The 21916-nt window shown below is 61.9% G+C and carries 19 protein-coding genes and 2 pseudogenes; 4 read left to right on the forward strand and 17 right to left on the reverse strand.

The features are described from left to right. Nucleotides 1-202: 202 nt before the first annotated feature. From USDA257_RS20455 to USDA257_RS20485, 7 genes are all read right to left on the reverse strand, one after another. Nucleotides 203-1336, reverse strand: coding sequence for a Gfo/Idh/MocA family protein (locus USDA257_RS20455; protein ID WP_014764869.1), 1134 nt, complete (start codon nt 1334-1336; stop codon nt 203-205). 15 nt (nt 1337-1351) lie between these two features. After that, on the reverse strand, nt 1352-2113 hold the full coding sequence (locus tag USDA257_RS20460; RefSeq protein WP_014764870.1) for a sugar phosphate isomerase/epimerase family protein: 762 nt from the start codon (nt 2111-2113) through the stop codon (nt 1352-1354). 140 nt (nt 2114-2253) lie between these two features. After that, nucleotides 2254-4728, reverse strand: a complete 2475-nt coding sequence (locus USDA257_RS20465; protein WP_014764871.1) for a beta-mannosidase — start codon at nt 4726-4728, stop codon at nt 2254-2256. 79 nt (nt 4729-4807) lie between these two features. Further along, nucleotides 4808-5893, reverse strand: a complete 1086-nt coding sequence (locus tag USDA257_RS20470) for an ABC transporter ATP-binding protein (RefSeq protein ID WP_014764872.1) — start codon at nt 5891-5893, stop codon at nt 4808-4810. A 6-nt stretch (nt 5894-5899) separates the two neighbouring features. Beyond that, entirely contained in the window at nt 5900-6832 is a 933-nt protein-coding gene (locus tag USDA257_RS20475) for a carbohydrate ABC transporter permease (protein WP_048657419.1), read from the reverse strand. A 1-nt stretch (nt 6833) separates the two neighbouring features. Next, entirely contained in the window at nt 6834-7742 is a 909-nt protein-coding gene (locus USDA257_RS20480; RefSeq protein ID WP_014764874.1) for a carbohydrate ABC transporter permease, read from the reverse strand. Nucleotides 7743-7948: 206 nt separating this feature from the next. Continuing rightward, nucleotides 7949-9184, reverse strand: a complete 1236-nt coding sequence (locus USDA257_RS20485) for an ABC transporter substrate-binding protein (RefSeq protein WP_014764875.1) — start codon at nt 9182-9184, stop codon at nt 7949-7951. A gap of 512 nt (nt 9185-9696) precedes the next feature. Here USDA257_RS20485 and USDA257_RS20490 point away from each other — a divergent pair. After that, nucleotides 9697-10758 (forward strand): LacI family transcriptional regulator, encoded by a 1062-nt coding sequence (locus USDA257_RS20490; RefSeq protein ID WP_014764876.1) that lies wholly within the window; start codon nt 9697-9699, stop codon nt 10756-10758. Nucleotides 10759-10808: 50 nt separating this feature from the next. On the opposite strand, the gene USDA257_RS20495 is transcribed toward USDA257_RS20490, so the two are convergent. Next, nucleotides 10809-11483 carry a hypothetical protein gene (locus USDA257_RS20495; RefSeq protein ID WP_014764877.1) on the reverse strand — a complete coding sequence of 225 codons (675 nt, stop codon included), beginning with the start codon at nt 11481-11483 and terminating at the stop codon, nt 10809-10811. A gap of 221 nt (nt 11484-11704) precedes the next feature. Here USDA257_RS20495 and USDA257_RS20500 point away from each other — a divergent pair, with 221 nt between their 5' ends. After that, nucleotides 11705-12304, forward strand: a complete 600-nt coding sequence (locus tag USDA257_RS20500) for a YdeI/OmpD-associated family protein (RefSeq protein WP_014764878.1) — start codon at nt 11705-11707, stop codon at nt 12302-12304. 21 nt (nt 12305-12325) lie between these two features. On the opposite strand, the gene USDA257_RS20505 is transcribed toward USDA257_RS20500, so the two are convergent. From USDA257_RS20505 to USDA257_RS37990, 5 genes and pseudogenes are all read right to left on the reverse strand, one after another. Continuing rightward, nucleotides 12326-12826, reverse strand: a complete 501-nt coding sequence (locus USDA257_RS20505) for an SMI1/KNR4 family protein (RefSeq protein WP_161623538.1) — start codon at nt 12824-12826, stop codon at nt 12326-12328. A gap of 218 nt (nt 12827-13044) precedes the next feature. Further along, on the reverse strand, nt 13045-13314 hold the full coding sequence (locus USDA257_RS20510) for a hypothetical protein (RefSeq protein ID WP_014764879.1): 270 nt from the start codon (nt 13312-13314) through the stop codon (nt 13045-13047). Between the two features lie 100 nt (nt 13315-13414). Continuing rightward, on the reverse strand, nt 13415-14845 hold the full coding sequence (gene gndA / locus USDA257_RS20515) for an NADP-dependent phosphogluconate dehydrogenase (RefSeq protein ID WP_014764880.1): 1431 nt from the start codon (nt 14843-14845) through the stop codon (nt 13415-13417). Nucleotides 14846-15022: 177 nt separating this feature from the next. Further along, nucleotides 15023-15181 (reverse strand): cbb3-type cytochrome oxidase assembly protein CcoS, encoded by a 159-nt coding sequence (ccoS, locus tag USDA257_RS20520; protein WP_014764881.1) that lies wholly within the window; start codon nt 15179-15181, stop codon nt 15023-15025. Further along, nucleotides 15171-16286 (reverse strand): annotated as a pseudogene (locus USDA257_RS37990) (HAD-IC family P-type ATPase); the annotation flags it as partial. The pseudogene USDA257_RS37990 and the gene ccoS, both read right to left, overlap by 11 nt. A gap of 57 nt (nt 16287-16343) precedes the next feature. On the opposite strand from USDA257_RS37990, the pseudogene USDA257_RS20530 reads away from it, so the two are divergent. Together USDA257_RS20530 and USDA257_RS20535 are read left to right on the forward strand one after the other, a co-directional pair. After that, nucleotides 16344-16699, forward strand: a pseudogene (locus USDA257_RS20530) (SRPBCC family protein); the annotation flags it as partial. Continuing rightward, on the forward strand, nt 16696-17043 hold the full coding sequence (locus USDA257_RS20535; protein WP_014764883.1) for a VOC family protein: 348 nt from the start codon (nt 16696-16698) through the stop codon (nt 17041-17043). The pseudogene USDA257_RS20530 and the gene USDA257_RS20535, both read left to right, overlap by 4 nt. Nucleotides 17044-17589: 546 nt before the next feature. Here the strand turns inward: USDA257_RS20535 and USDA257_RS20540 are convergent. The 4 genes from USDA257_RS20540 to USDA257_RS20555 all read right to left on the reverse strand — a co-directional run bounded on the left by USDA257_RS20540 (nt 17590) and on the right by USDA257_RS20555 (nt 21906). After that, nucleotides 17590-18300 (reverse strand): PAS domain-containing protein, encoded by a 711-nt coding sequence (locus tag USDA257_RS20540; protein ID WP_014764885.1) that lies wholly within the window; start codon nt 18298-18300, stop codon nt 17590-17592. Between the two features lie 315 nt (nt 18301-18615). Beyond that, nucleotides 18616-19539: a lipid A biosynthesis lauroyl acyltransferase gene (locus USDA257_RS20545; RefSeq protein WP_014764886.1), complete on the reverse strand. Its 924-nt coding sequence runs from the start codon at nt 19537-19539 to the stop codon at nt 18616-18618. A gap of 11 nt (nt 19540-19550) precedes the next feature. Further along, nucleotides 19551-20579, reverse strand: a complete 1029-nt coding sequence (locus USDA257_RS20550) for a zinc-binding dehydrogenase (protein ID WP_014764887.1) — start codon at nt 20577-20579, stop codon at nt 19551-19553. 43 nt (nt 20580-20622) lie between these two features. Then, entirely contained in the window at nt 20623-21906 is a 1284-nt protein-coding gene (locus tag USDA257_RS20555) for a beta-ketoacyl-ACP synthase (protein ID WP_014764888.1), read from the reverse strand. Between the last annotated feature and the right edge of the window lie 10 nt (nt 21907-21916).

Consider the following 21916-nt stretch of genomic DNA (forward strand, 5'->3'; position numbering starts at 1 on the left):
CGTTTCAGGTTGGGTGCGTTTGAATACCCCTCCCCAACCCCTCCCCACAAGGGGGAGGGGCTAGGAGCCCGCAGCAACGGCCTGCCAAGCTCCAGCCCCGAAGACTGGAGCAAGGGTCGACGCGAAAGCGAAATCGGAGCGGCACCGGAAGCCCCTCCCCCTTGTGGGGAGGGGTCTTCCTGAACATTAAAGGGGGCTCTGTTTACCGCAGAAGCGCCTGCGCCTCATCGATGCCGAGTGCTGCCGGCTGGGTGCAGGTCGTCGAAAGCGTTACGAAGCGGCCCTCCTCGCCCGATTTCAGGATCGACACCATGACGTCGACCGCATGCAGGGCGCGGTCGAGCGAGCAGCGCGCGTCACGTCCATTCAGGATCGCCTCCGCCAGGTCGGCGAGACCGGCCGTGCGGTAGTTGGCGATCGGGCCGAGCGGATGCTGCCAGTTGTTGACGGCGAAGGGATGCTCCCACATTTGCAACGGCTGGATGTCCTTGTCCTGCCCGCTTGCTTCGACCGTCCCCCCGAAGAAATTCGGATCCGGCACGAACAACGAGCCCTCAGTGCCGTAGAGCTCCATATGGGTGTGGCGATGCGACCAGACGTCCCAGCTTGCCGATAGGGTGATCGTGGCGCCGTTGTGGAATTCGAGCAGCGCATGGATGTTGGTCGGCGTCTTGACCGGGATTACCTCCCCCTTGCGCGGCTCGCTGGTGATGGTGCGGGTCCGGCTCGCCATCGAGGAAAGCGCTGCGACGCGTTTCACCGGTCCGATCAGGTTGACGAGATTGGCGATGTAATAGGGCCCGAGATCGAGCACCGGTCCGCCGCCCGGCAGAAAGAAGAAGTCCGGGTTCGGGTGCCACATCTCCATGCCGGGGCTCATCACATGGCAGGTGCCGGAGGTGATGCGGCCGATCTTGCCGGCATCGATATGGGCACGGGCAAGCTGGTGCGCGCCGCCGAGGAAAGTATCGGGCGCCGAGCCGACCATCAGTCCCTTTGCCCTGGCGATCGCCCGGAGTTCCTCCCCCTGCTCGATCGTCAGGACCAGCGGCTTCTCCGAATAGACGTGCTTGCCGGATTCGAGAATTGCCTTCGAAACCGGGAAATGCGCATCCGGGATCGTCAGGTTGACGACGATGTCGATCTCCGGATTGACCAGCATTGTCTCGATGCTCTGCGCACTGACGTCGAACTCAGCCGCACGCGCCTCGGCGGCGGCCGGGTTGATGTCGGCGCAGGCGACGACCCTGATGCCCTTGAAGAGCGGCGCAAGCTTGAAATAGGTGGTTGAAATGTTGCCGCATCCGATGATGCCGACACCGAGTTCCTTTGCCATGGACGTATCCGCTCCTCAGTAGGACTGAATGGAAGCCAGCGAGCGCTTGGCGAAGCGCCTGAAGTCGCTGGGGTTGTCATGTTCTGCGATGAAATACTTGGCCGAGGTCTTGGAGAGCGCCTGGATGAGCGCCTTCCAGCCGAGCGTGCCCTGGCCGACATCCGCCCAGCCGTCCTCGTTCGCATTCTCGCCCTTGGGCGCGATGTCCTTGACGTGGACGGCGGTGATGCGGTTGCCGTATTTCGAAATCCAGGCAAAGGGGTCGGCATTGCCACGCACGATCCAGGCGATGTCCGCCTCCCAGGAGAGATCCGTGCCGCCGGCAAAAATCAGGTCGAGCGGCACCGAGCCGTCCGCAAGTGCATGGAACTCGAAATCATGATTGTGCCAGCCGAAGTCGAGCCCCGCGTCGCGGAACGGCTTGCCGGCTGCCTGCAGCCGTGCACCGAAGGCGCGCCAGCCGGCCGCGTCAGTCGGACGCTGGTCGGGCATCAGATAGGGGCAATAGATGGCGCGGATACCGAGCGCCTTAGCGATCTCAAGGACCCGGCCCGGATCCGTCTCGAGCATGTCGAGCCCGAAATGGGCTGTCGGCATGGCGAGGCCATTGCGATCGAGGCCGCTCTTGAAGCCAGCGATCTCTCCGTCGGTCAGCGACGCGTAGAGTGCACCGTAACCTTCGACCTGGGTATAGCCCGCTTCGCCGAGTGCGGAGAGCACTTCGGCAAGAGGCGGGAAGTTGCGGGCGCTGTAAAGCTGGAAACTGACGTCTTTCATCGAAAATCTCCTCGTGGGTTTTGCGCGAATGGGATTTCGCGGGAATAAAGGTGGAAGCGGCTGGCGCCGCATCGTTGGTTCAAAGGGCGGAGTTCATGATGGAGAGGCACGCGTTCTGACAGAATGCCGCTTCATCTCGCTCAGCCTCTTCCTTGGCAGGATTCGAGATCGTAAGCGCCGAAACACGGAACAGCACCCTCGGTGAGCGGCGCCTTTGGCGTAAAGCGAACGACTTTGGATTGGCCAGCGGTCAGATCGAAGGCATTGTCGGAATAGCGGCCCTCGACATCCGCCTCGACCATGACGTGCAGCGCGAGACCGGTCGCGGTCACGGTAAGGTCGAAACTCCCGTCGGACCGCGGCGCCGCTTCGAGCGTCAGCCCGGACGGCGCGAGATCGAGCGCCTTGTAGGTGCCATGGACGTAATGGCCGTCGCCGCGCATGCCGTTGGATGCCTCGAACGACCAGAACAGGAGCGCATCCTGCGGAATGTCGCTTGCGGCTATCGTGACGAGCGTCGCCGCCCGGTCGGGCGAGCAGGAGCCCATCGCCGCCATCTGCGGGCGGCGGCTGCCGTCGAGCGAAACGAGGAAGGTCTCGAGTTCGATTGTCACCGGCTCGGGCGTGTCGTTCGCTACAGAGAAGGCTATCTCCCCGCCGTCCGACGTCGGAATGGCGGCAACGGCCACCGGCTGGAAAAAGCGCCGCGCCATGTAATGCATCGCTTTCCAATGGCCGCCATAGTCGAGGCTCGACCAGGAGGCGACAGGCCACGTGTCATTGAGCTGCCAGTACAGCGTCCCCATGCAATGGGGCTTCAGCGAGCGCCAGTAATCGACTGCCGTCCGGATCGCCAGGCCCTGCTGGATCTGGCTCAGATAGACGAAGCTAGGGAAATCCTTCGGGAAGCGGAAATAGCGGAACATGGTGCCGGCAATCCGCTCGTTGCCGCCGGCGTTTTTCTGATGCGCCTCCATCACCGGCGAGGCGATATTAAGATCGCTGGCCTCGGCGAACTGCCGGATCACCGGCATCGACGTATAGGACTGGAAGCCGAATTCCGAGCAGAAGCGCGGCCGAACGGTCCGATAATTGTCGAAGGACTTGTTCTCATGCCAGACGGACCAGTAGTGCATGTCACCGGCGCCGTCCGCATGCCAGGCATCGCCGAAATTGAGGTAGCCGACCGACGGGCTTGACGGCCACCAGATCGCCTCTGGCGAGGCAGCCTTCATCGTCGTTTCGACGGTTCGGTTCAGCCGATCATAGGAAACGAGGTAACGATCGCGATCCTTGCGGCTCTCCTCGAACCAGGTCAACGCTCCGACGAGTTCGTTGTCGCCGCACCAGAGCGCGATAGACGGGTGGGAATGAAGCCGCTTGACCTGATAGTCCACTTCGGCGGCGACGTTCGCGAGGAAGTCCGGCGTCGAGGGGTAGAGATTGCAGGCGAACATGAAGTCCTGCCAGACCAGCAGGCCGAGCCGGTCGCAGAGGTCGTAGAACCAATCCGGCTCGTAGAAGCCGCCGCCCCAGACGCGGATCATGTTCATGTTGGCTTCGACGGCGGAACGCAACAGGTCCTCGACGCCATCCGGCGTGACACGGGACATCAGCGCATCCGCCGGTATCCAGTTCGCGCCGCGGCAGAAGATGTCGCGGCCGTTGATGCGCAGCGCGAAGCGGCTGCCGGCTTCGTCCTTGTCGGTAACGAGTTCGAGGCTGCGAAAGCCGATCTGGCGCGTGATGCTCTCCTCAGGCGTTTCCACCTTGAGGATCGAGAGCGCCGGCTCCCCGCTGCCGGCCGGCCACCAGAGCCTCGGTTCCGCCACGTTGAACACATGGGTGATGCGGGTCTCGCCCGCCGCGACGCTGCAGTCCAGCCGCTCGCGCAGGCCGACGAGCTCGAAGTGGATCGGCAGGATACCCGGATCGCGGGCATGGAGCTCGACCGTCACCTGCAGGTCGACAGAACCATCCTCCAGCCAGACCTGTCGCGTCGTGACATGTTCGATCCGCGCCGTCTCGAGCCGGCAGAGCGCCAGCGCGCCGTAGACACCGAGCGGCGCGATGGCGATGTTCCAATCCCACCCGAAATGGCATTGCGGCTTGCGCAGCATATTGCCGTTGGCGATCGGCGAATTGCCGTCGTGATAGGGCACGTAAAAAGGCTGCGTTGCCTGGCGCCGAGCACCCTCAGCAATCGACGAATGAAGCACGATGCGGATTCGGTTCTCTCCGGCGACAAGCGCCTGCGCAACATCGGGGCGATGGCGGCGGAAGCAATTGTCCGCCTGCAGAACGAGGCGATCATTGACGAAGACCGAGGCGACAGTGTCGATGCTCTCGAAATCGAGATACCAGTGTCCTTCGAGATCGCCTGCATCAATGGCGACGGTGCGCTCAAGCACCCACTCCTTGTGGGCCACCCATTGGATATCCGCCTCGTTCCGGCCGCGATAGGGGTCGGATATGATGGCGGCCCGCTCGAGCGCGCTGTGCACGTCGCCCGGAAGCGCAATGGTCAGCGCGTGGCTGTTATCCGCCGAAGCGAGCAGCCAATCGCCGGAAAGGTCGATGCGGATGGCGTCGCGGTTGATGATTTCGGAAGGCATTCCCAGAGTCCATTCGTTGGCCGGCGGTTGGCCCCGGCTTTTTTTCGATCGGAAGCCGTCGGCCCCCGTCAGACATTAGTCAGAGACGGTTTTCCGAGACCGCGTCGAAGATCGAGGCGACGGCCATGTCGAAGGTGAGCCGTACCGTGCTGCCCGGTGGATAGCGACGCTGGCCAGCGATCCGCACGGACATCGATTGTCCGGCAAGTCTCAGCCATAGGAGATTGTCGGCGCCCATCGGCTCCTCGATATCGACGACCGCCTGGTGCACCGCGTCGCCGTCGCGCGCCTCGTCGACCTTGACATGTTCCGGCCTTAGACCAAGCACCACCTTCTGACCGGGCTGCAGCTTCGTTTGCGCCGGATAAGCCGTGACGTCGAAGGCGACGCCGCCGACCCGAACGAAATTGCGGCCGTCCTTCGCTTCCACCTCGCCGCGGAAGAAGTTCATAGACGGCGAGCCGATGAAGCCCGCAACGAAGAGGTTCTCCGGGGCATTGTAGATCGTCATCGGATCGGCAAGCTGCTGGATGACGCCGCTCTTCATGACGGCAATCCGATCGGCAAGCGTCAGCGCCTCGATCTGGTCGTGGGTGACATAGATCATCGTGTTCTTCAGCGACTGGTGCAGCCGCTTGATCTCGACGCGCAATTCGGATCGCAGCTTGGCGTCGAGGTTCGACAGCGGCTCGTCGAAGAGGAAGACGTCGACGTCGCGCACCAGTGCCCGGCCGATCGCCACACGCTGCCGCTGGCCGCCGGAAAGCTCCGACGGCTTGCGCTTCAGCAACGGCTGTATCTGCAAAATCTCCGAGGCGCGCTTCACGCGCTTGTCGATTTCAGGTTGCGGAATCTTGGCGACCTGCAAACCGAAGGAGAGGTTCTTCTCGACCGTCATCTGCGGATAGAGCGCGTAGGATTGGAACACCATGCCGATGCCACGATCCTTCGGCTCCTCCCAGGTGACGTTGCGATCCTTAATGAAAATCTGCCCATCGGACACGTCGAGCAAGCCGGCAATGCAGTTCAGCAGCGTCGACTTTCCGCAGCCGGACGAACCGAGCAGAACGAGAAATTCGCCATGGTCGATATCGAGATTGAGCTTGTCGAGAACCGTTACGGCACCGAAGTTCAGCGACAGATCCCTGACGGAAACACTTGTCATGCTTGCTTATCCTTTCACTGCACCGGCCGCGATGCCGCGGACAAAGAGCCGTCCGGAGACGAAATAGACGACGAGCGGAACGGCCCCCGTCAAAATCGTTGCCGCCATGTTGACGTTGTATTCCTTCACGCCCTGCACCGAATTGACGATGTTGTTGAGCTGGACGGTCATCGGGTAATACTCCGGCCGCGTGAAGACGACGCCGAACAGGAAGTCGTTCCAGATTCCGGTGACCTGCAGGATCATCGCCACCACGAAGATCGGCAACGACATGGGCAGCATGATCTTGAAATAGATCGTCCAGAACCCGGCACCATCGACGCGCGCCGCCTTGAAGAGCTCCTCTGGCAAGCCGGCGAAGTAATTGCGGAACAGCAGGGTGAGGATCGGCATGCCGAAGATCGTGTGCACGATGACGAGGCCGGTCAGCGTTCCGTAGACGCCCATTTCTCGGAGCACGATGACGATCGGATAGATCATCACCTGGTAGGGAATGAAGGCGCCGACGATCAGGATGGTGAAGAAGAGGTCTGCCCCCTTGAACCGCCAGTTCGCAAGCGCATAGCCGTTTACCGAGGCGACCGCGATCGAGATGATCGTCGATGGCACGGTGATGCGGACCGAATTCCAGAAACCGCGCGAAAGCCCGTCGCAGTTGAGGCCGGTACAAGCCTCGGCCCAGGCCTTCACCCAGGGCTCAAAGGTGATCTCGAGCGGCGGCGCGAAGATGTTGCCGACGCGGATTTCCGGCATGCCCTTCAGCGAGGTCATGATCATCACATAGAGGGGCAGCAGATAGTAGAGGGCCACGACGATCAAGGTGCCGTAGACGATGATGTTGCGCCGCGAGAGCCGCCGGCGCGGCTTGCGCCCGCTGGGACCGGTAGTGATCCGTCCGGCTCCCGCATCGGCGGTGAGCGTCCCGTTGCTGGTGACCATGTTATCCACGCTTGCGGCCTCCCCCGAATTCCAGATACGCCCACGGCACGATGATGATGGCGACGGTGACGAGCATCATGGTGGAGGCGGCGAAGCCCTGCCCCAGGTTCTGGGCGAGGAACATGTAGTCGTAGACGTATTTGGCCGGCACTTCCGATGCGATCCCCGGCCCGCCGCTCGTCTGCGCCACCACGAGGTCATAGACCTTGACGATGCCGCTCGCGATGATCACCAGGGTGGTGATGAAGACGCCGCGCATCATCGGGATGATGATCAGCACATAGGTCTTCCACATCGGGATGCCGTCGACCCGCGCTGCCTTCCAGATGTCCTCGTCGATGCCGCGCAGGCCTGCGAGCATCAAACACATGACGAGACCCGTGCCCTGCCAGAGCGCGGCGATCAGGATGCCGTAGATGACGATGTCGGCGTCGTAGAGCGGATCGAAGGAGAAACTCGTCCAGCCGAGCGAGCGAACGATCGATTGGATGCCGTATTGCGGATTGAGCAGCCATTGCCAGACGAGCCCGGTCACGATGAAGGACAGGGCGAAGGGATAGAGCATGATCGTGCGAAAGGTGTTCTCGAAGCGGATCTTCTGATCCATCAATGCGGCGAGCACGAAGCCGATCACCAGGCTGAAGATCAGCGAGAAAAACCCGTAGACTGCAAGGTTCTGGATGGAAATGATCCAGCGCGGCGCCGCCCACAGCCGCTCGTACTGATCGAGCCCGACGAAAGAGAGGCGCGGCAGCAACTTTGAACTCGTGAAGGAATAGACGACGGTCCACATTGTGCCGCCGAGGAAGATGACCACGGCTGTCAGGATCATCGGGATAGAGGCGATCTTCGCATTCAGGTTGCGCAGCCACTGGTTCGGCCTAGCCGAACCACGTGTGAGAGCCGTCATGTTTCCTCCTCCGGAACTGCGACAATGTCTGAGGGTGGCCGGCCTATGCGACGACTAAGCCGCCGAGCGCCAACACCGACCACGAGCGTAGCCCCTGCCCTCGTCTGCCTCTGCCGCCGCACCGCCTCATGCGGATCCGGCGCGGATTTTAGGACGAGAGCTTGGGCGACGGCCCCGCCAGCAGCGAGGCCGTCAAGAGGCCGCGATCAATCTGCCGCCGCGATGATCTCCGCGAAGCGCTTCTGCGCGTCTTCGGGCGTCATGGAGGCGTTTGCGAAGAACTCGGAGAAGAGGTCTTCCTTCTGCTTCTGGCTGTCGGGCGACAGAAGCTGGTCAGTGCCTTGGATCACATTGCCCTTGGCGAGGATTTCGAGGCCCTTCTTCATGCAGTCATTGGCGGTCGCGAGGTCCACGTCGCCGCGCACCGGCAACGAGCCTTTCTTCAGGTTGAACGCCACCTGCGTTTTCGGATTGATCAGCGTCGATGCCAGCACCTCCTGCGCCTTCGACTTTTCCTCATCCTCGAGCAGCGGGAAATAGAACGCATCGCCGCCGGTCGAGATCACCTCGTTCACGCCGAGACCCGGAAGGCAGGTGTAGTCGACACCAGCTTTCTGGCCCGCGACCTGGAACTCGCCCTGCGCCCAGTCACCCATGATCTGGCCGCCAGCCTTGCCGGTGATCACCAAGTTGGTTGCCTGATTCCAGTCCTGAACATTGCTGCCCTTCGACAACTTGCGAGCATCGTCGGCAGCCTTGAAGACCTTGGCGATCTCGGGTCCGGCAGCCACTGCCTCGTCCTTCTTGGCAAAGACGCTCTCGAAGACGTCCTTGCCGGCAATGGCCACCATCAAGACGTCGAACGCTCCTGCCGCCTGCCACGGCTGGCCACCGACCGCAAGCGGTATAATCCCGGCCTTTTCAAGCGCCGGTGCCGCAGCGACGAACTCGTCCCAGTTCTTCGGAACCGGAACGCCTGCCTGCTTGAAAGCGGCATTCGAGAGCCATAGCCACTGCCAGGAGTGGATGTTGACGGGTGCGCAATAGATCTTGCCTTCGATGGTGCAAGAGTCGAGCAGGCTTGCCGGCTTGACGATCTCCTTCCAGTTCTCCCGGGTGGCGACATCGGTCAGGTCGCGCATCAGACCAGCCTCAACCAATTCCTGCGCCTGACGGCCATGGTTGAACTGGGTTGCGCCCATCGGGTCGCCGCCGGTGATGCGGCTGATCATGATCGGTCGCGCCGTTCCGCCGGAACCGGCGATCGCACCGTCGACCCATTTGTTGCCGGTCGCGTCGAAGGCCTTCGCCAGTTCGGCGACCGCTGCGGCCTCGCCGCCGGACGTCCACCAATGCGTGACTTCAAGATCGGTGGCGTGAGCCAGGCCAAACGGCAGGGCCACGGTTGCGGCCAGAGCGCCGGCCAAAGAACGTAATTTCATGAGTCTCCTCCCTCACTGTAACGTTACCGTAAAAAACTTAGTTCAAACCATTTGCCGACGCAACACCCACAACGGATAATTCAAATTAATTAGAAAGCCACATCCGCAGATTGCATCCGGCAGTTCCTGGAACGTCTCCTTTGTTCCCCATTCGTATCCGATGCCATTGCGCGGGCGGAAGACGATAAATACTTGATTTGTCACAAACAACTAATGAAATATGTAGTTGCAACGGGCGCCGCGATTTCGCATGCGCAGTATGGAACTTCGCGGACGCCAGATTCAACCCTCTGTTTATGCTCTTCGCAGTGCAACAACAAAAAAGCTCGACATTGCTACTGTATCGTTACAGATTTCGTGGGCGATTTCGCTCCGCCCCGATATGGTACGTCTGGGCAAATCGTATATAACGGCGGCAATTGGCCAGGAGACGGGCTATCGCCATGGTGTCGGCACCGCGATTGCGGTTCGAAACCGATGGGGGTCCCGAACAGGCAGGCTATGTGACGGGCATGGAAGGCAGGACAAAGAACAGGCCAGCGGCAGCGCCGCCAGCGGAAGGCGGCAGGCCGACACTGAAGACGATCGCCTTCATGACCGGGCTCGGCATCACAACCGTTTCCCGCGCGTTGAAGGATGCGCCCGATATCGGCGCGGAGACCAAGGAGCGCGTCCGGTTAGTTGCAAAGCAGATCGGCTATCAGCCGAACCGTGCAGGCGTGCGCCTCAGAACCGGCAAGACCAATGTCATAAGCCTTGTCCTGACGCTCGAGGAAGAGATCATGGGCATAACCAGCCCGATGGTCATCGGCATCACCGAAATCCTCGCCGGCACACCGTACCACCTCGTCGTGACGCCCTACAGTTCCTCCAAGGATCCGCTCGGTCCGATCCGCTACATTCTCGATACGGGCGCCGCCGACGGCGTGATCATCTCTCGAATGGAGCCGCACGACCCACGCGTGACGCTGCTCACCGAACGTCAATTGCCGTTCGCGACGCATGGACGGACAGAGATGGGGATCGCCCACCCCTATCACGACTTCGACAACGAGCGCTTCGCCTACGAGGCCGTGCGCCGGCTCGTCGAGCGCGGCAGGCGCCGGCTGGTGCTCCTGGAGCCGCCGCCGCACCTCACCTTCCATTCGCATATGCGCACCGGCTTCGAACGCGGCCTCAAGGATTTCGATGCAGAGTCGGTGAGCTTCCACCAGGTCAACATCGACTACAGCCTGGTCGCCACGCGCGATGCCTTCGAAAAGCTGATGCGCTCGGAAGAGGCCCCCGACGGCATCGTTTCCGGTAGCGGTTCCGGCGCGATTGCGCTGATCGCCGGCATCGAGGCGGCACGAAAGAAGCTTGGCGAAGACGCAGACATGGTTTCCAAGGTGCCGAGCGACTTCCTGCGTTGGCTGCGTCCGGAGGTGATGACCATGTACGAGGATATCCGCCTGGCCGGTCGGGAGCTCGCCAAGGCGGTGATCGGCCATATCGAGGGAAAGCCCCCCGAGACCCTTCAAAGCCTCAGCCAGCCGGAGTTTCAGCCTCCGATGGCGAGGTCGGCCAAGGCATAGAGGTATGCTCTCAGGCATCGGCCGAAGTGGACCGCAAGTCTCACAACGCCTCAGAGGACACAGCCGCACCTCGCGGATCGGGCATAGGAGACGATCTCGTCTCGCTTGCTGCGTGCGCCGCCGAGGAACTCATCGACGGCCGCGGCAACGTCGTTCGGCCGGTACCGCGCCCAATGGCCGAGGCCGTGGAGGGCTGCCTCCTGACACGCGATCGAGTCGAGTCTTAACGATCGACGCATCACGTCGATCGCCGCCCTGTGCATGAGATCGCACGCCGGATCGTCGGCAAGCGCCAAACATGGGAACTCGTCCCACCACATGTAGCAGACGGTGTTAAGCGGAGCCGCCCCGGGTTCGTCGATGTGGCCCAACACGGCGGCGCAGCGCGACGCGAACAGGTCGGCGAAGACAGTCTCGATCGCCTCGACGCAGCGCAGCCGCGCTGCCGTGGGCGTGGTTGTCTTGTAGAACCACCCGTTGTCGCCCGAGGCGCTGGTGCTCAGCAGGTAGGTGAAGCCCTGAGCGATCTGCGCGTCGGAGAAGAAGGCCAGCGAACGCTCGGTCGTCGAAAAGAGTCTGGTGAAGTAATCGATGGCGACAGGCGGCTCCGGATCCCACCACGGAGGGTCTTCATCGAAGAACCAGGGATTGCCATGCGGCCGGATCGAGTGGCTGAACGCATGCTCGAGCCAATCATCGTAGCTCAGGTTCGACACCGCAGGCATGCAAACCTCTTCCCACAGGGATCACGTCGCCGACACGCTGGCCTGCCGGCGCGCTTGGCGTTACCTTTTCACGAGCCCGTCGCGCGCGCCAGTCGCGCTCACCGAGTTTCGTCATCGCCTGCGCGTACTCGCGGAACTTAAGGGCTGGAAGGCAGAAGCGCCGCCTTGTAGGCTGCCCGGTGCAAGGTCGAAATTTCAGCCGACAGGAGGAAAGTTGCTTCATGCCGCCCGTCAAGGTCGATCCCGAAAAGGTGCACGAGTTCGAGACCGCCGAGAGCTTTTATCGCTGGCTCGGCAACCACCATGACAAGGAGGACGAAGTCTGGATCAGGATCCACAAGGTGGATTCGGGGCTCAAGTCGATCACGCCCAAGGAAGCCATCGACGTGGTGCTCTGCTGGGGCTGGATCGACGGCGTACGCAAGGGCCTCGACGACAAGAGCTATCTGCAGCGCTACACCCCGCGCGGCAGGAAAAGCACCTGGAGCCAGATCAATGTCGACAATGTTGCACGGCTGGTCGAAGAAGGCCGGATGACCGAGCACGGTCTCAGGCAGGTGGAGATGGCCAAGGCCGACGGCCGTTGGGACCGCGCCTACGGGAGCGGCAAGGACATGAAGATTCCCGACGATCTCCAGGCCGCGATCGATGCGGAACCCAAGGCTCGGGAAATGCTCGGCAAGCTCAGTGAACAGAACCGCTTCGCGCTTGCCTTCCGCACCCATAACATGAAGACGGAAGTCGGTCGGAGGAAGAAGATCCAGACCTTTGTCGAAATGCTGAAGTGCGGCGAGACGATTTACCCGCAGCGGGAGAAGTGAGGCGGCCGAACGCGTGCCGCATCATTTTCGTGGGGCGAGCAACGGCAACCTGAATAGCTGTCTGTAGAAGGTGCAATCCGTCATCAACCGCGCGAGAAATTGGTTGAAGTTCCGTGCATACGCGGATTTCCCGAAAGGATAGTACACAGCAGTTCCATGCCCTCGCCTGAAACCCAGAACTGAATTGTTTCCCAGACTGAAGAAGGGAACTTCGTCGTCGTCGATGAAGTCAGGATCGATACGCCACTCGACCGGGTTACGGCGCAATATCTCGGCAATACTCGATGTGCTTAGGAAGGAATTCTCGAAATCGAGAGTATCCCCGCCGTTGATATCCGCTGTCAGCCGCCCGGTCCCAATCTGCCGCAAGAAGGCGAGATATACCGGCGGCAGAGCGTCACCAAATTCACGTTCGAAATCCTGGATTTCAGCTTCACCGTGAGGGACGAACAAATTCGGTGTCGTGTGGTCGTCGCGGTCACGCACGAATTGCCGATACCAGCCCCAGACTTCTGGTTCCATGTTCTCTTTCATTTGTCGGTAATCTGTTAGTTACTTCCGCTGCCTGAATATCTGCCAAACGAATGGGGCGGCGCATGTTTGGCCGTCCCATTTCCCCCATTCCCCAAAAAATCAAGTTCCGCTGAGACGTTCAACCCACTGCCCACGGCCTGGATGGCTGACGGCACCGTCGATGCGGCCGAAGCCGTTCAGCGCAAATCCGGGTGCGGCCGTATGCTTCATATGCTCACGGCTGGCCAATATTTATCGTCGGCGAAATCCGTCGGGATCGGATTGAGCTGTTCGAGTTTCTCGGCAACGAAATCGATCTGCATCTTCAGATAGCGGATTGAATGCGGCATCGGTGCACCGGTGGCGAGGCTGCGTACCCGCCATTGCTCGTAGCCCGACGCCCTTATGCGCCGCTCCGCCTCGCCGCGGATGCCTGCCGGCCCTTTTCCGGACCTGGTTTCGATCGCTTTGCCCCCTTCGATCACTCTGAATTTCATGCTGCCTTCCCGATTGCTCCCTTGCTTGAGATGCCGTGAGCTTGTCGTGAAAGGGCAGCCAGCGCCACCCTTCCTTTGGTAGAAGCGGTCTAAACTGATCTTACGCGTTCAGCCCGCTGCCCCACGGGCCGTGGTGGCTGTCGGCGCCGTCCACGCGATCGAAGCCGTGGGCGCCGAAGAAGTCGCGCTGCGCCTGGATCACATTGGCCGTGCCGCGGCCGCGGCGGTAGCTGTCGAAATAGCCGAGCGCCGAGGCGAGCGCCGGCACCGGCAGGCTGCCGAGCACGGCCGCGGAGACGACGCGGCGCAGAGCCCCGTCCGTCTCTTTTACCATCGAAGCGAAGGCAGGCGTCACAATCAGATTGGCCGCATCCGGCGCCTTGGTGAAGGCGGTGGTGATCTCGTCGAGGAATTGCGAGCGGATGATGCAGCCGGCGCGCCAGATCCTGGCGATCGTCGGCATCGGCAGGTTCCAGTTGAACTCCTTCGAGGCCGCGGACATTACGGCGAAGCCCTGGGCATAGGCACCAATCTTGGCGGCGAGCAGCGCGTTCTCCAAGTCCTTGATGAAGGCCTGCCTGTCGCCGACCTTGAACTCGCCGACCGCCGGCAGGCCGAGGATCTTTTCGGCGGCTTCACGTTCCTCCTTGGCGGCGGAAATGCTGCGGGCGGCGACGGCCGCTTCGATGGCAGTCGCCGGAACGCCCATGTTCTGCGCTTCGATCACCGACCACTTGCCGGTGCCCTTCTGGCCGGCCTTGTCGAGGATCAGGTCGACGATCGGCTTGCCGGTCAGCGCGTCGGCGGCCTTCAGCACCTTCTCGGTGATCTCGATCAGATAGGAATTGAGCCGACCCTTGTTCCAGGCGCCGAAGACCTCGCCGATCTCCTGCGCGGTCATCTTCAGCCCATCGCGCAGGATGCCGTAGATTTCGGCGATCATCTGCATGTCGGCATATTCGATACCGTTGTGGATGGTCTTGACGAAATGACCGGCGCCGTTTTCGCCGAGCCAGGCGACGCAGGGATCATTGTCATATTTCGCAGCGATCGAGGTCAGCACCTTCTCGACACGGCGATAGGACTCTTCGGTGCCGCCGGCCATGATCGACGGCCCATGGCGCGCACCTTCCTCGCCGCCGGAAACACCCATGCCGATGAAGGTGAGGTCCGAGTCCTTCAACGCGTCGAAGCGGCGCATCGTGTCGCGGAAATTGGCGTTGCCCGCGTCGATCATGATGTCGCCCTTCGAAAGATAGGGCTTCAACGCCTGCATCTGCTGGTCGACCGGATCGCCGGCCTTGATCATGATGATGATCGGACGCGGCGGACGGATCGCGGCGACGAACTCCTCGATCGTCTCGCAGGGAACGATCTGCTCCTTGAGCGCGCCAGCCTCCGCGTAGAATTTGCGCGTCGCGTCAACCGTGCGGTTGAAAACGGCGATCCTGTTTCCTTTTTCAGCGATATTGAGCGCCAGGTTCGATCCCATGACGCCGAGACCGATTAGGCCGATTTCCGCCTTTGACACGTGATTGTCTCCATTGGACAGGAGAGGCTGGCATCGACCGCGATGACCGTGTGCCGACCCCTTGAATTTGATCTGCGCATGTAGGGCACCTCACAAGAAAAGCGACGGGCGAGACATGCGGCGGCGGAGGCTGTTTTGGCACTCAAATCGATTTACGACAAGCCATTCCCGACAAAATCAATGCTTCTCCGGCTTGCCGTCGCCGTCGTCGAGCACGCGCCATGACGCGCCGTCGAGATCCTCATATTGTCCGCTCTTCAGCGCCCAGAGAAACGCGGCAAGACCGAGGCCACCGAGAAGCAGCGCGATCGGGATGAGATAGATGAGAGTGTTCATCGGGCGCTCCCTCAGCGGTCTTCGCGGACGCAAGGCTTCGCAACCTCAGGGCCTTCGCAACGACGATCATCGACGAGGTGGATGTCGCGATCGCCGCCACCAGCGGCGTTGCATAGCCGAGAATTGCGATTGGAACGGCGACGAAGTTGTAGCCGATCGCCAGGCCGAAATTCTGGCGGATCAGCCGACCGGCCCGATGCGAGATTTCGATGGCGAAGGGAACGGCGGTCAACGGTAGGGCATGAAGTCGAAATCGGCAGCCTGGCGCACGACGTCGGCGGCCGTTGCCGGCGCCATCGAAACATGGGCGGCGCGAAGTGCCGGGGCATCGTTGATGCCGTCGCCGACCATCAATACCCGGTGACCACCGGTTGCGGCGGCAAAAGCCCCATCTTGTCGCGCGGCGAAAGCTCGGCCCGCCATTTTAATATTCCGAGCCTGCGGCCGATCTCCGCCACGACTGGCTCCCGGTCGCCGGAAAGAATGCCGGTCGCAAGCCCAGTTTGTGCAGCGCGGCGACGCTCTCGCGTGCGGCTGGGCGCAGGCGATCTTCGAAGCGGAAGCAGGCAAGCTCTCGGCCGTCAAGCGAGAGGATCGCTTCCGGCAGCCCGCCCGAGACGCCGCTGCCGCCAGAGGCGAAGCTGCGGCTGCCAAGCCGATAGACCCCATCCGGCGTCCTGGCTTGAATGCCCGAACCCGGAATTTCGCTTATGTCCCCTTCCAGAAAACTGCCGGCCACGTGGTGCAGCGCGACCGCGATCGGATGGCGCGAATGCGCGGCGAGCGCCGCGGCGGTCGCCAACGCGTCAGGCGAAATCTCGTTCTGATTGACCAGCCGCGGCTCGCCGATCGTCAGGGTCCCGGTCTTGTCGAGAAGCACCGTGTCGATCCCGGCGAGGCGCTCCATGGCCGAGCCGTCCTTGACCATCACCCCTCCCTGGAAGAGGCGCCCCCGCATCATGTGGTCGAGCGTACGACCGATCAGCAGGAAGAACAGCAGGGTTACGGACGCATCGAACCAGGCATGTTCACCATGGCCGATCGTTTCGTAGAGCGACATGCAATAGGAAAGCGTCACCGCCAGCGCGATCGGCACATCCATGTCTATTTCATTGGCTACAATCAGCTCCTTTCGGCCCACTTCTCGTTGTAGGATCGCTGTCACGAGAAAATGCCGCTTTGGGCCTCGGGGCTCTCCTCGGGGCTTACGCGCGACGGAGACGAATGGATTGCGCCCGGCCCGCTCGGCAACGCCCGCGTCCGCTTCGCTCCCGACAATCAGCTCGGCGCCGTGGACCATCTCGTGACGCTCGAGAACGGCGCGAAGGTTCACAATGCGTTGCGTGTCGTACGAATGGCGATGGCGCGGAAGTGATGTTCACTTTGCTGAGACAGGCCGACATGAGCGACGAGCAGTTCGCGGCCGACGCCGCCTGTGTGGAGAAGGATCTCGCCGCGTTGAAGGCCATGCTGGAAACAGGTAACGAGAAGACAAAGACGGGAGAGGACATGCCATGATCGGCAACGACCGACGCATCGACTATATCGAATTCAACGTTGCCGACATCGCAGCGAGCAAAGCCTTCTACGGCAGCGCCTTCGGCTGGACCTTCACCGACTACGGTCCGGAATATTGCGAATTTGCGGACGGCCGGCTCACCGGCGGCTTTACGACGCTCGGATCGGTCCGCAGCGGAGGGCCGCTCGTCATCATCTATGCCGACGACCTGGAGGGCGCCCTGGCCCGTGTCGAGGGCGCCGGCGGCAAGATCCTCAAGCCGATCTTCCCCTTCCCCGGCGGCCGGCGCTTTCACTTTGCCGATCCGGATGGTTACGAGTTGGCGGTCTGGTCCAAGCAATAGTGGCGATGACGGCGAAGGATTAGTCGCCGAAGCGGATGAAAAGCGCGCTGACAAGGCCGAAGACGACGATGCACTGCAGGATGAACATGGGCCATTCCTGTGACATCACGCATCTCCTTTCGAGTGACGCCGCCACAATGGATCAGCTGCAAAGGGCGACGCCCGAACGCAGGTGCCTCTCGCGGCAAACGCCGTTTTCAATCGGCATCGGCGGCCTCCGGCAAAGTTTAGCATCTCCTGTTGATTTGCGCACAGAAAAGCCGCGCGCCCCTGAAGGGCGCACGGCAAATGCGCACAGCCATGCTTTGGCGCTCGATGCCTCTGCTACTCGCCGCCGCCAAGCGAATGAACGAACACGGCGAGTTGCTTGACGGCCGTATCGCCTATGCGGGGCAGCCACGGCATCCTCGCTCGGCACAACTGCATGTTTCCTTAAATCGCAGCCGATTTAAGGGTAAAAACATGCAGCAATTAAAAGTGCTACAGCGACCTTTGTGCGCCTGAAAGGCGCACGGCGCTGAAGGACGAGCTGCCGCATCATGGCGGTCAAGCGGCCACCGCCCTCCGCCTGTCGGCATGTTCCTGAATAACCAGGATGGCGCCGATGAGCTTGCCGGCACATGATCGGCAGGGTGTCATGCGGCAGCGGACGACGACGGTGCGGCCATCGACGGTCTTGGCGAAGGTGTAATCGATTACCTCGCCGGCGAAGCAGCGGTCGAGATGGACCTTGACGCGCTCTTCGAAGCGCCGAAAGCCGATGAACTCGACGACATGTCGGCCGATCAGATCCATCGGCCGGCGTTCGAGATGGATGGCATGCGCGGCATTGGTGTAGAGGTACCGGTAATCCGGCGTGATGACCGCGACGCGGTCGGGAAGACAATCTAGGATCGCCTCGTTCAGCAAGCCCTCGTCGGCGCGCCCTTTGGTCGGCAGTTTCGGAGCCCGGTCAAGGTCGAGCCCGGCGAGATCAGTAGTTCCTGTTGCCGCAAGATAGCGATCGATCAGCGACTTCAGCAATCGCGAGTGGCGCAGCACACAGGCGAGGTCGTCCGCCTCGGCACGCAACAGGTCCACGAGAAATTGGAACTGAAGGCGGGCATCTTCGATGCTCGCGGCCTTCTCGTCGTAGACGGCTCTCAAAATCGGATCGAGCTCTCGATCTAGTATGCCGACCAAATGCTCGTCTGCGACCTTTACCGCATACTGCAACTGCGAATACTTGAACCAAAACAGCTCAATCAATTCGTTCAATTCGCAAACCTCATTCCCACGGCAAAGCCTGCGCCAATGCGTTCAAAGGCGAGCCAGTACAGCTGAAAATTTGTAAATTTTGATCGAACCCCTGATGCGACGCGAGACCGCCTTGCACCTTCCACGCCCTCAGCGCAAGGACGAGTGTACACGCATCGCGTGGTCGTTCAACTGCAGAAGGCAGAGCGAATCGGCCGCAAACGTTTTCGACGCCGAATATTTGCAACATGTTCGATATTCGAGGCGAACTGTACCTCGCGGCGCGCGCCGTGCAAGCACGCCTAGTGACGCGGCAGACACATCCGAGATGATTGGCTAGAGATAGCGCTTGATATGCCAACGGTCGTGGTACCAGAGCCACTGGCCCGGATATTCGCGAACCCAGCTCTCGACCTTGTCGTTCAGCATCTGCGCCGTTGCGTTGACGTCGACGCTGCCATCAGCCCTGCGGGGAATTTCGATCGCCGGTTCGATTTCCAGGCGGAAGCGGCCGCCGGGGAGACGGATGCAACGGGCCGGATAGACCTCGCAATTGAACTGGCGGACCAGTTTTGCGAGCAGCGGATTGGTCTGGACGTCCTGCCCGAAAAACTTCGTCTTCAGCCCCTTGCGGAACTTCTGGTCGACCAGCACGCCAACGCCGCCGCCACGCTCGAGCTGGCGGGCAAGTGCGAAGGAAGAGCCCGCATGCGACGGCACGAGGTTGCCCATCCGCTCCTTGCGGAACTCGAATACCTTCTCCGCCATGTAAGGATTGTTCGGCGGCCGGAAGAGCACAGTCACGTCCAGCCCAAAGGCAGACCCCGCCACCGGCAGCATCTCGAAATTGCCGCTATGCGCCGTGAAGACGATGAAGGGCCGTGGATTGTCGCGCAGTTCGAGGAAGAGCGGTATGCCCGAAACCTCCACCCTGCCCGGCTCCGCACGGTGCGGATCGAAGTCGAACAGCCGGTCCAGGAAGACGTACTCGGCGGCGAGCCGGCCCATATTACCCCAGCTTTCGAGCGCGATCTCCTGTATCCAGCCGTCGCTCTTTTCCGGAAAGGCATTGCGCAAATTGGTGAGCGTCAGCTTGTAGCGGCGGGTCTTCGGACCGATCCAGCGAGCAACGCGATCCATGAAATTGATCGCGCTATCCGCCGGAAAGAGCTTCAGGATATTGAGCAGCAGGAACACGAATTGCGCGATCAGCCATTGCCGGAAGCGATCGGCAGCGAGCACCAGCCGTGTGATCAGCATTCGCACCGGGGTCAATCCATCCGCAGAATGATCTTGCCGAAGATCCGGCGCGACTCCATGCGCTCGAGCGCGCGATCGATGTCGGCAAGGCCGACCTCCGTATCGATCACCGGATGAACGAGGCCGCTTGCCATTTTCTGCATGGCGTTCGCCATGTTCTCCATGCGGCAGCCGAACGAGCCGAGCAGCTTCAACTGCTGCTGGAAGAGCATCATCAGGTTCATGTCGGTCGAGACGCCGGATGTCGAGCCGCAGGTGACGAGACGGCCGCCCCGCTTCATCGACAGCATCGAGCCTGCCCAGGTATCCTTGCCGACATGCTCGAAGACGACGTCGACGCCCTTCTTCTTGGTGAGCTTCCGCACCACGCCCTCGAAGCGGTCGGTGCGGTAGTTGATCACGTGATCGGCCCCGAGCGCCCTGGCCTTTTCGATCTTGTCGTCGGAGCCGACCGTGGTGATGACGGTGCAGCCGATCTTCTTGGCGAGCTGGATCGCCGCCGAGCCGATGCCGGAGCCACCGGCGTGGACGAGGATCGTTTCGCCCGGCTCGAGCTTGGCGTTGTCGAACAGCATGTGCTCGACGGTCCCGAAGGTGACCGGAGCGAGCGCCGCACCGACCGCGTCGACACCGGGCGGTGCGGGAACCAGCAGGCGCGCCGGCAGATTGATCTTCTCCTGGGCAAAACCGTCGAGGTGGAAGCCGTGCACGCCGCCGACATGCTCGCAGAGATTGTCGCGCCCTTCCTTGCAGGGACGGCAGAGGCCGCAGGTGCGCGCCCCATAGATCGAAACGAGTTGGCCCGGCAGAACGCTCGCCACACCCGGGCCGATGCTCTCGACGACGCCGGATGCTTCCGCACCGATGACCAGGGGCATCTTGCGTTTGGCGAAGGCCATGCCGCGCCAGCCCCAGACGTCGATATGGTTGAGCGCAACCGCCTTGACCCGGAGCGTCACTTCGCCGGGACCGGGCGCCTCCGGCTCCGGCAGGTCGGTGATTTCGAGCTTGCGGTCATCGAGCAATTGCAGGGCGCGCATGGTCTTTCCTTTGCGGAAGGCAGGTATTCAATCGTCGAGCGGCTTAGGCCGGCTCGGCGGTCATCACGAGGCTGGCGTTCTGGCCGCCGAAACCGAAGGAATTCGACAGGACGGCAGTGACCTGCTGGCTACGCTTCGCGTTCGGCACGACGTCGAGAACGATCGCCGGATCCGCGTTCTGGTAGTTGATGGTCGGCGGCAGCGTGCCGGTGAGCATCGTCTGGATCGAAAAGACCGCCTCGACCGCCCCGGCGGCGGTCAGCGTATGGCCGATCATCGACTTGTTGGACGAAACCGGGATCGATGGCAGCCGCTCGCCGAAGACGGCCGACATCGACAGATATTCCATCTTGTCGTTCTCCGGCGTCGATGTGCCGTGCGCATTGATGTAGCCGATGCCGGTTTCATCGATACCTGCGTCAGCGAGCGCGGCGCGGATCGTCGCGATCGCCGGCCCGCCATCCGGCGAGGAACGCGTGCGGTGGAAGAGATCGGCCTTTTCACCGCAGCCCTTGAGAATGCCGTAGACGCGTGCGCCGCGGGCGATGGCCGCTTCGAGCGATTCGAGCACCAGAGTGGCCGCGCCTTCGGCGATCACGAAGCCGTCGCGATCTTTGGTAAACGGCTTCGACGCCTTTTCCGGCGGATCGTTCTGGGTCGACAGCGCGGAAAGCAGCGAGAAGCGGATCAGCGCCTCGGCGCTGACGGAGCCGTCGGTCGCGACCGTCAGCGCTCGATCGGTGCGGCCCTGGCGGATCGCCTCGACGCCGAGCTGGATGGCGGTGGCGCCCGAAGCGCAGGCCGTCGACAGCGTCACAGGCAAGCCGCGCGTACCGAAACGATCGGCGAGCCGCTCGGAAATCGAGCCGAACAGCACCGCCTCGTGGAAGATCGGATCGGCCTTCTGGCGCATGGCAGCGAGGAACCGGTTATAGGCGTCGCCTGGCCGCTCCGAGGCCGGCGCCCGGTCCGCGAGCTCGAAGCGCGCGTTCCACTCCGGTTCGATCGGCGGCGCAGCCAGGAACAGCGGGCCCTTGAAATCGCCGGAAAGGCCTGCCTGCGCGAGCGCTTCCAGAGTGGTCTCGCGCGCCATCGCATAGGAGCGTTCGACAGCGTTTTCGGCCGGAATCTCAATGAAGTCGACCGTGCCGCTGATGCGGGTCGAAAGCCCCTCGGTCGGGAAGCGGGTGATCTTGTGAATGCCGGAAACGCCGCCGCTGAGCGCCGCCCAGTTGTCCTCCAGCCCGTGACCGAGCGAAGTGATGACGCCCATGCCGGTAACGGCGACGATCGGACGGCCGAGGTGGTCGGTGTAAGCTTTGCTCATGCTCGAGCTC

The organism is Sinorhizobium fredii USDA 257, assembly GCF_000265205.3.
Lineage (GTDB): Bacteria > Pseudomonadota > Alphaproteobacteria > Rhizobiales > Rhizobiaceae > Sinorhizobium > Sinorhizobium fredii_B.

Excerpts from the sequence above, each read along its gene's own strand:
- USDA257_RS20475 (WP_048657419.1), bottom strand. The coding sequence starts at position 6,832 with ATGGTCACCAGCAACGGGACGCTCACCGCCGATGCGGGAGCCGGACGG.
- ccoS (WP_014764881.1), bottom strand. The coding sequence starts at position 15,181 with ATGAACACTCTCATCTATCTCATCCCGATCGCGCTGCTTCTCGGTGGC.
- USDA257_RS20535 (WP_014764883.1), top strand. The coding sequence starts at position 16,696 with ATGATCGGCAACGACCGACGCATCGACTATATCGAATTCAACGTTGCC.
- USDA257_RS20550 (WP_014764887.1), bottom strand. The coding sequence starts at position 20,579 with ATGCGCGCCCTGCAATTGCTCGATGACCGCAAGCTCGAAATCACCGAC.
- USDA257_RS20545 (WP_014764886.1), bottom strand. The coding sequence starts at position 19,539 with ATGCTGATCACACGGCTGGTGCTCGCTGCCGATCGCTTCCGGCAATGG.
- USDA257_RS20465 (WP_014764871.1), bottom strand. The coding sequence starts at position 4,728 with ATGCCTTCCGAAATCATCAACCGCGACGCCATCCGCATCGACCTTTCC.
- USDA257_RS20500 (WP_014764878.1), top strand. The coding sequence starts at position 11,705 with ATGCCGCCCGTCAAGGTCGATCCCGAAAAGGTGCACGAGTTCGAGACC.
- USDA257_RS20505 (WP_161623538.1), bottom strand. The coding sequence starts at position 12,826 with ATGGAACCAGAAGTCTGGGGCTGGTATCGGCAATTCGTGCGTGACCGC.
- USDA257_RS20555 (WP_014764888.1), bottom strand. The coding sequence starts at position 21,906 with ATGAGCAAAGCTTACACCGACCACCTCGGCCGTCCGATCGTCGCCGTT.
- USDA257_RS20495 (WP_014764877.1), bottom strand. The coding sequence starts at position 11,483 with ATGCCTGCGGTGTCGAACCTGAGCTACGATGATTGGCTCGAGCATGCG.
- USDA257_RS20460 (WP_014764870.1), bottom strand. The coding sequence starts at position 2,113 with ATGAAAGACGTCAGTTTCCAGCTTTACAGCGCCCGCAACTTCCCGCCT.
- USDA257_RS20480 (WP_014764874.1), bottom strand. The coding sequence starts at position 7,742 with ATGACGGCTCTCACACGTGGTTCGGCTAGGCCGAACCAGTGGCTGCGC.
- USDA257_RS20455 (WP_014764869.1), bottom strand. The coding sequence starts at position 1,336 with ATGGCAAAGGAACTCGGTGTCGGCATCATCGGATGCGGCAACATTTCA.
- USDA257_RS20485 (WP_014764875.1), bottom strand. The coding sequence starts at position 9,184 with ATGAAATTACGTTCTTTGGCCGGCGCTCTGGCCGCAACCGTGGCCCTG.
- USDA257_RS20470 (WP_014764872.1), bottom strand. The coding sequence starts at position 5,893 with ATGACAAGTGTTTCCGTCAGGGATCTGTCGCTGAACTTCGGTGCCGTA.
- USDA257_RS20510 (WP_014764879.1), bottom strand. The coding sequence starts at position 13,314 with ATGAAATTCAGAGTGATCGAAGGGGGCAAAGCGATCGAAACCAGGTCC.
- USDA257_RS20490 (WP_014764876.1), top strand. The coding sequence starts at position 9,697 with ATGGAAGGCAGGACAAAGAACAGGCCAGCGGCAGCGCCGCCAGCGGAA.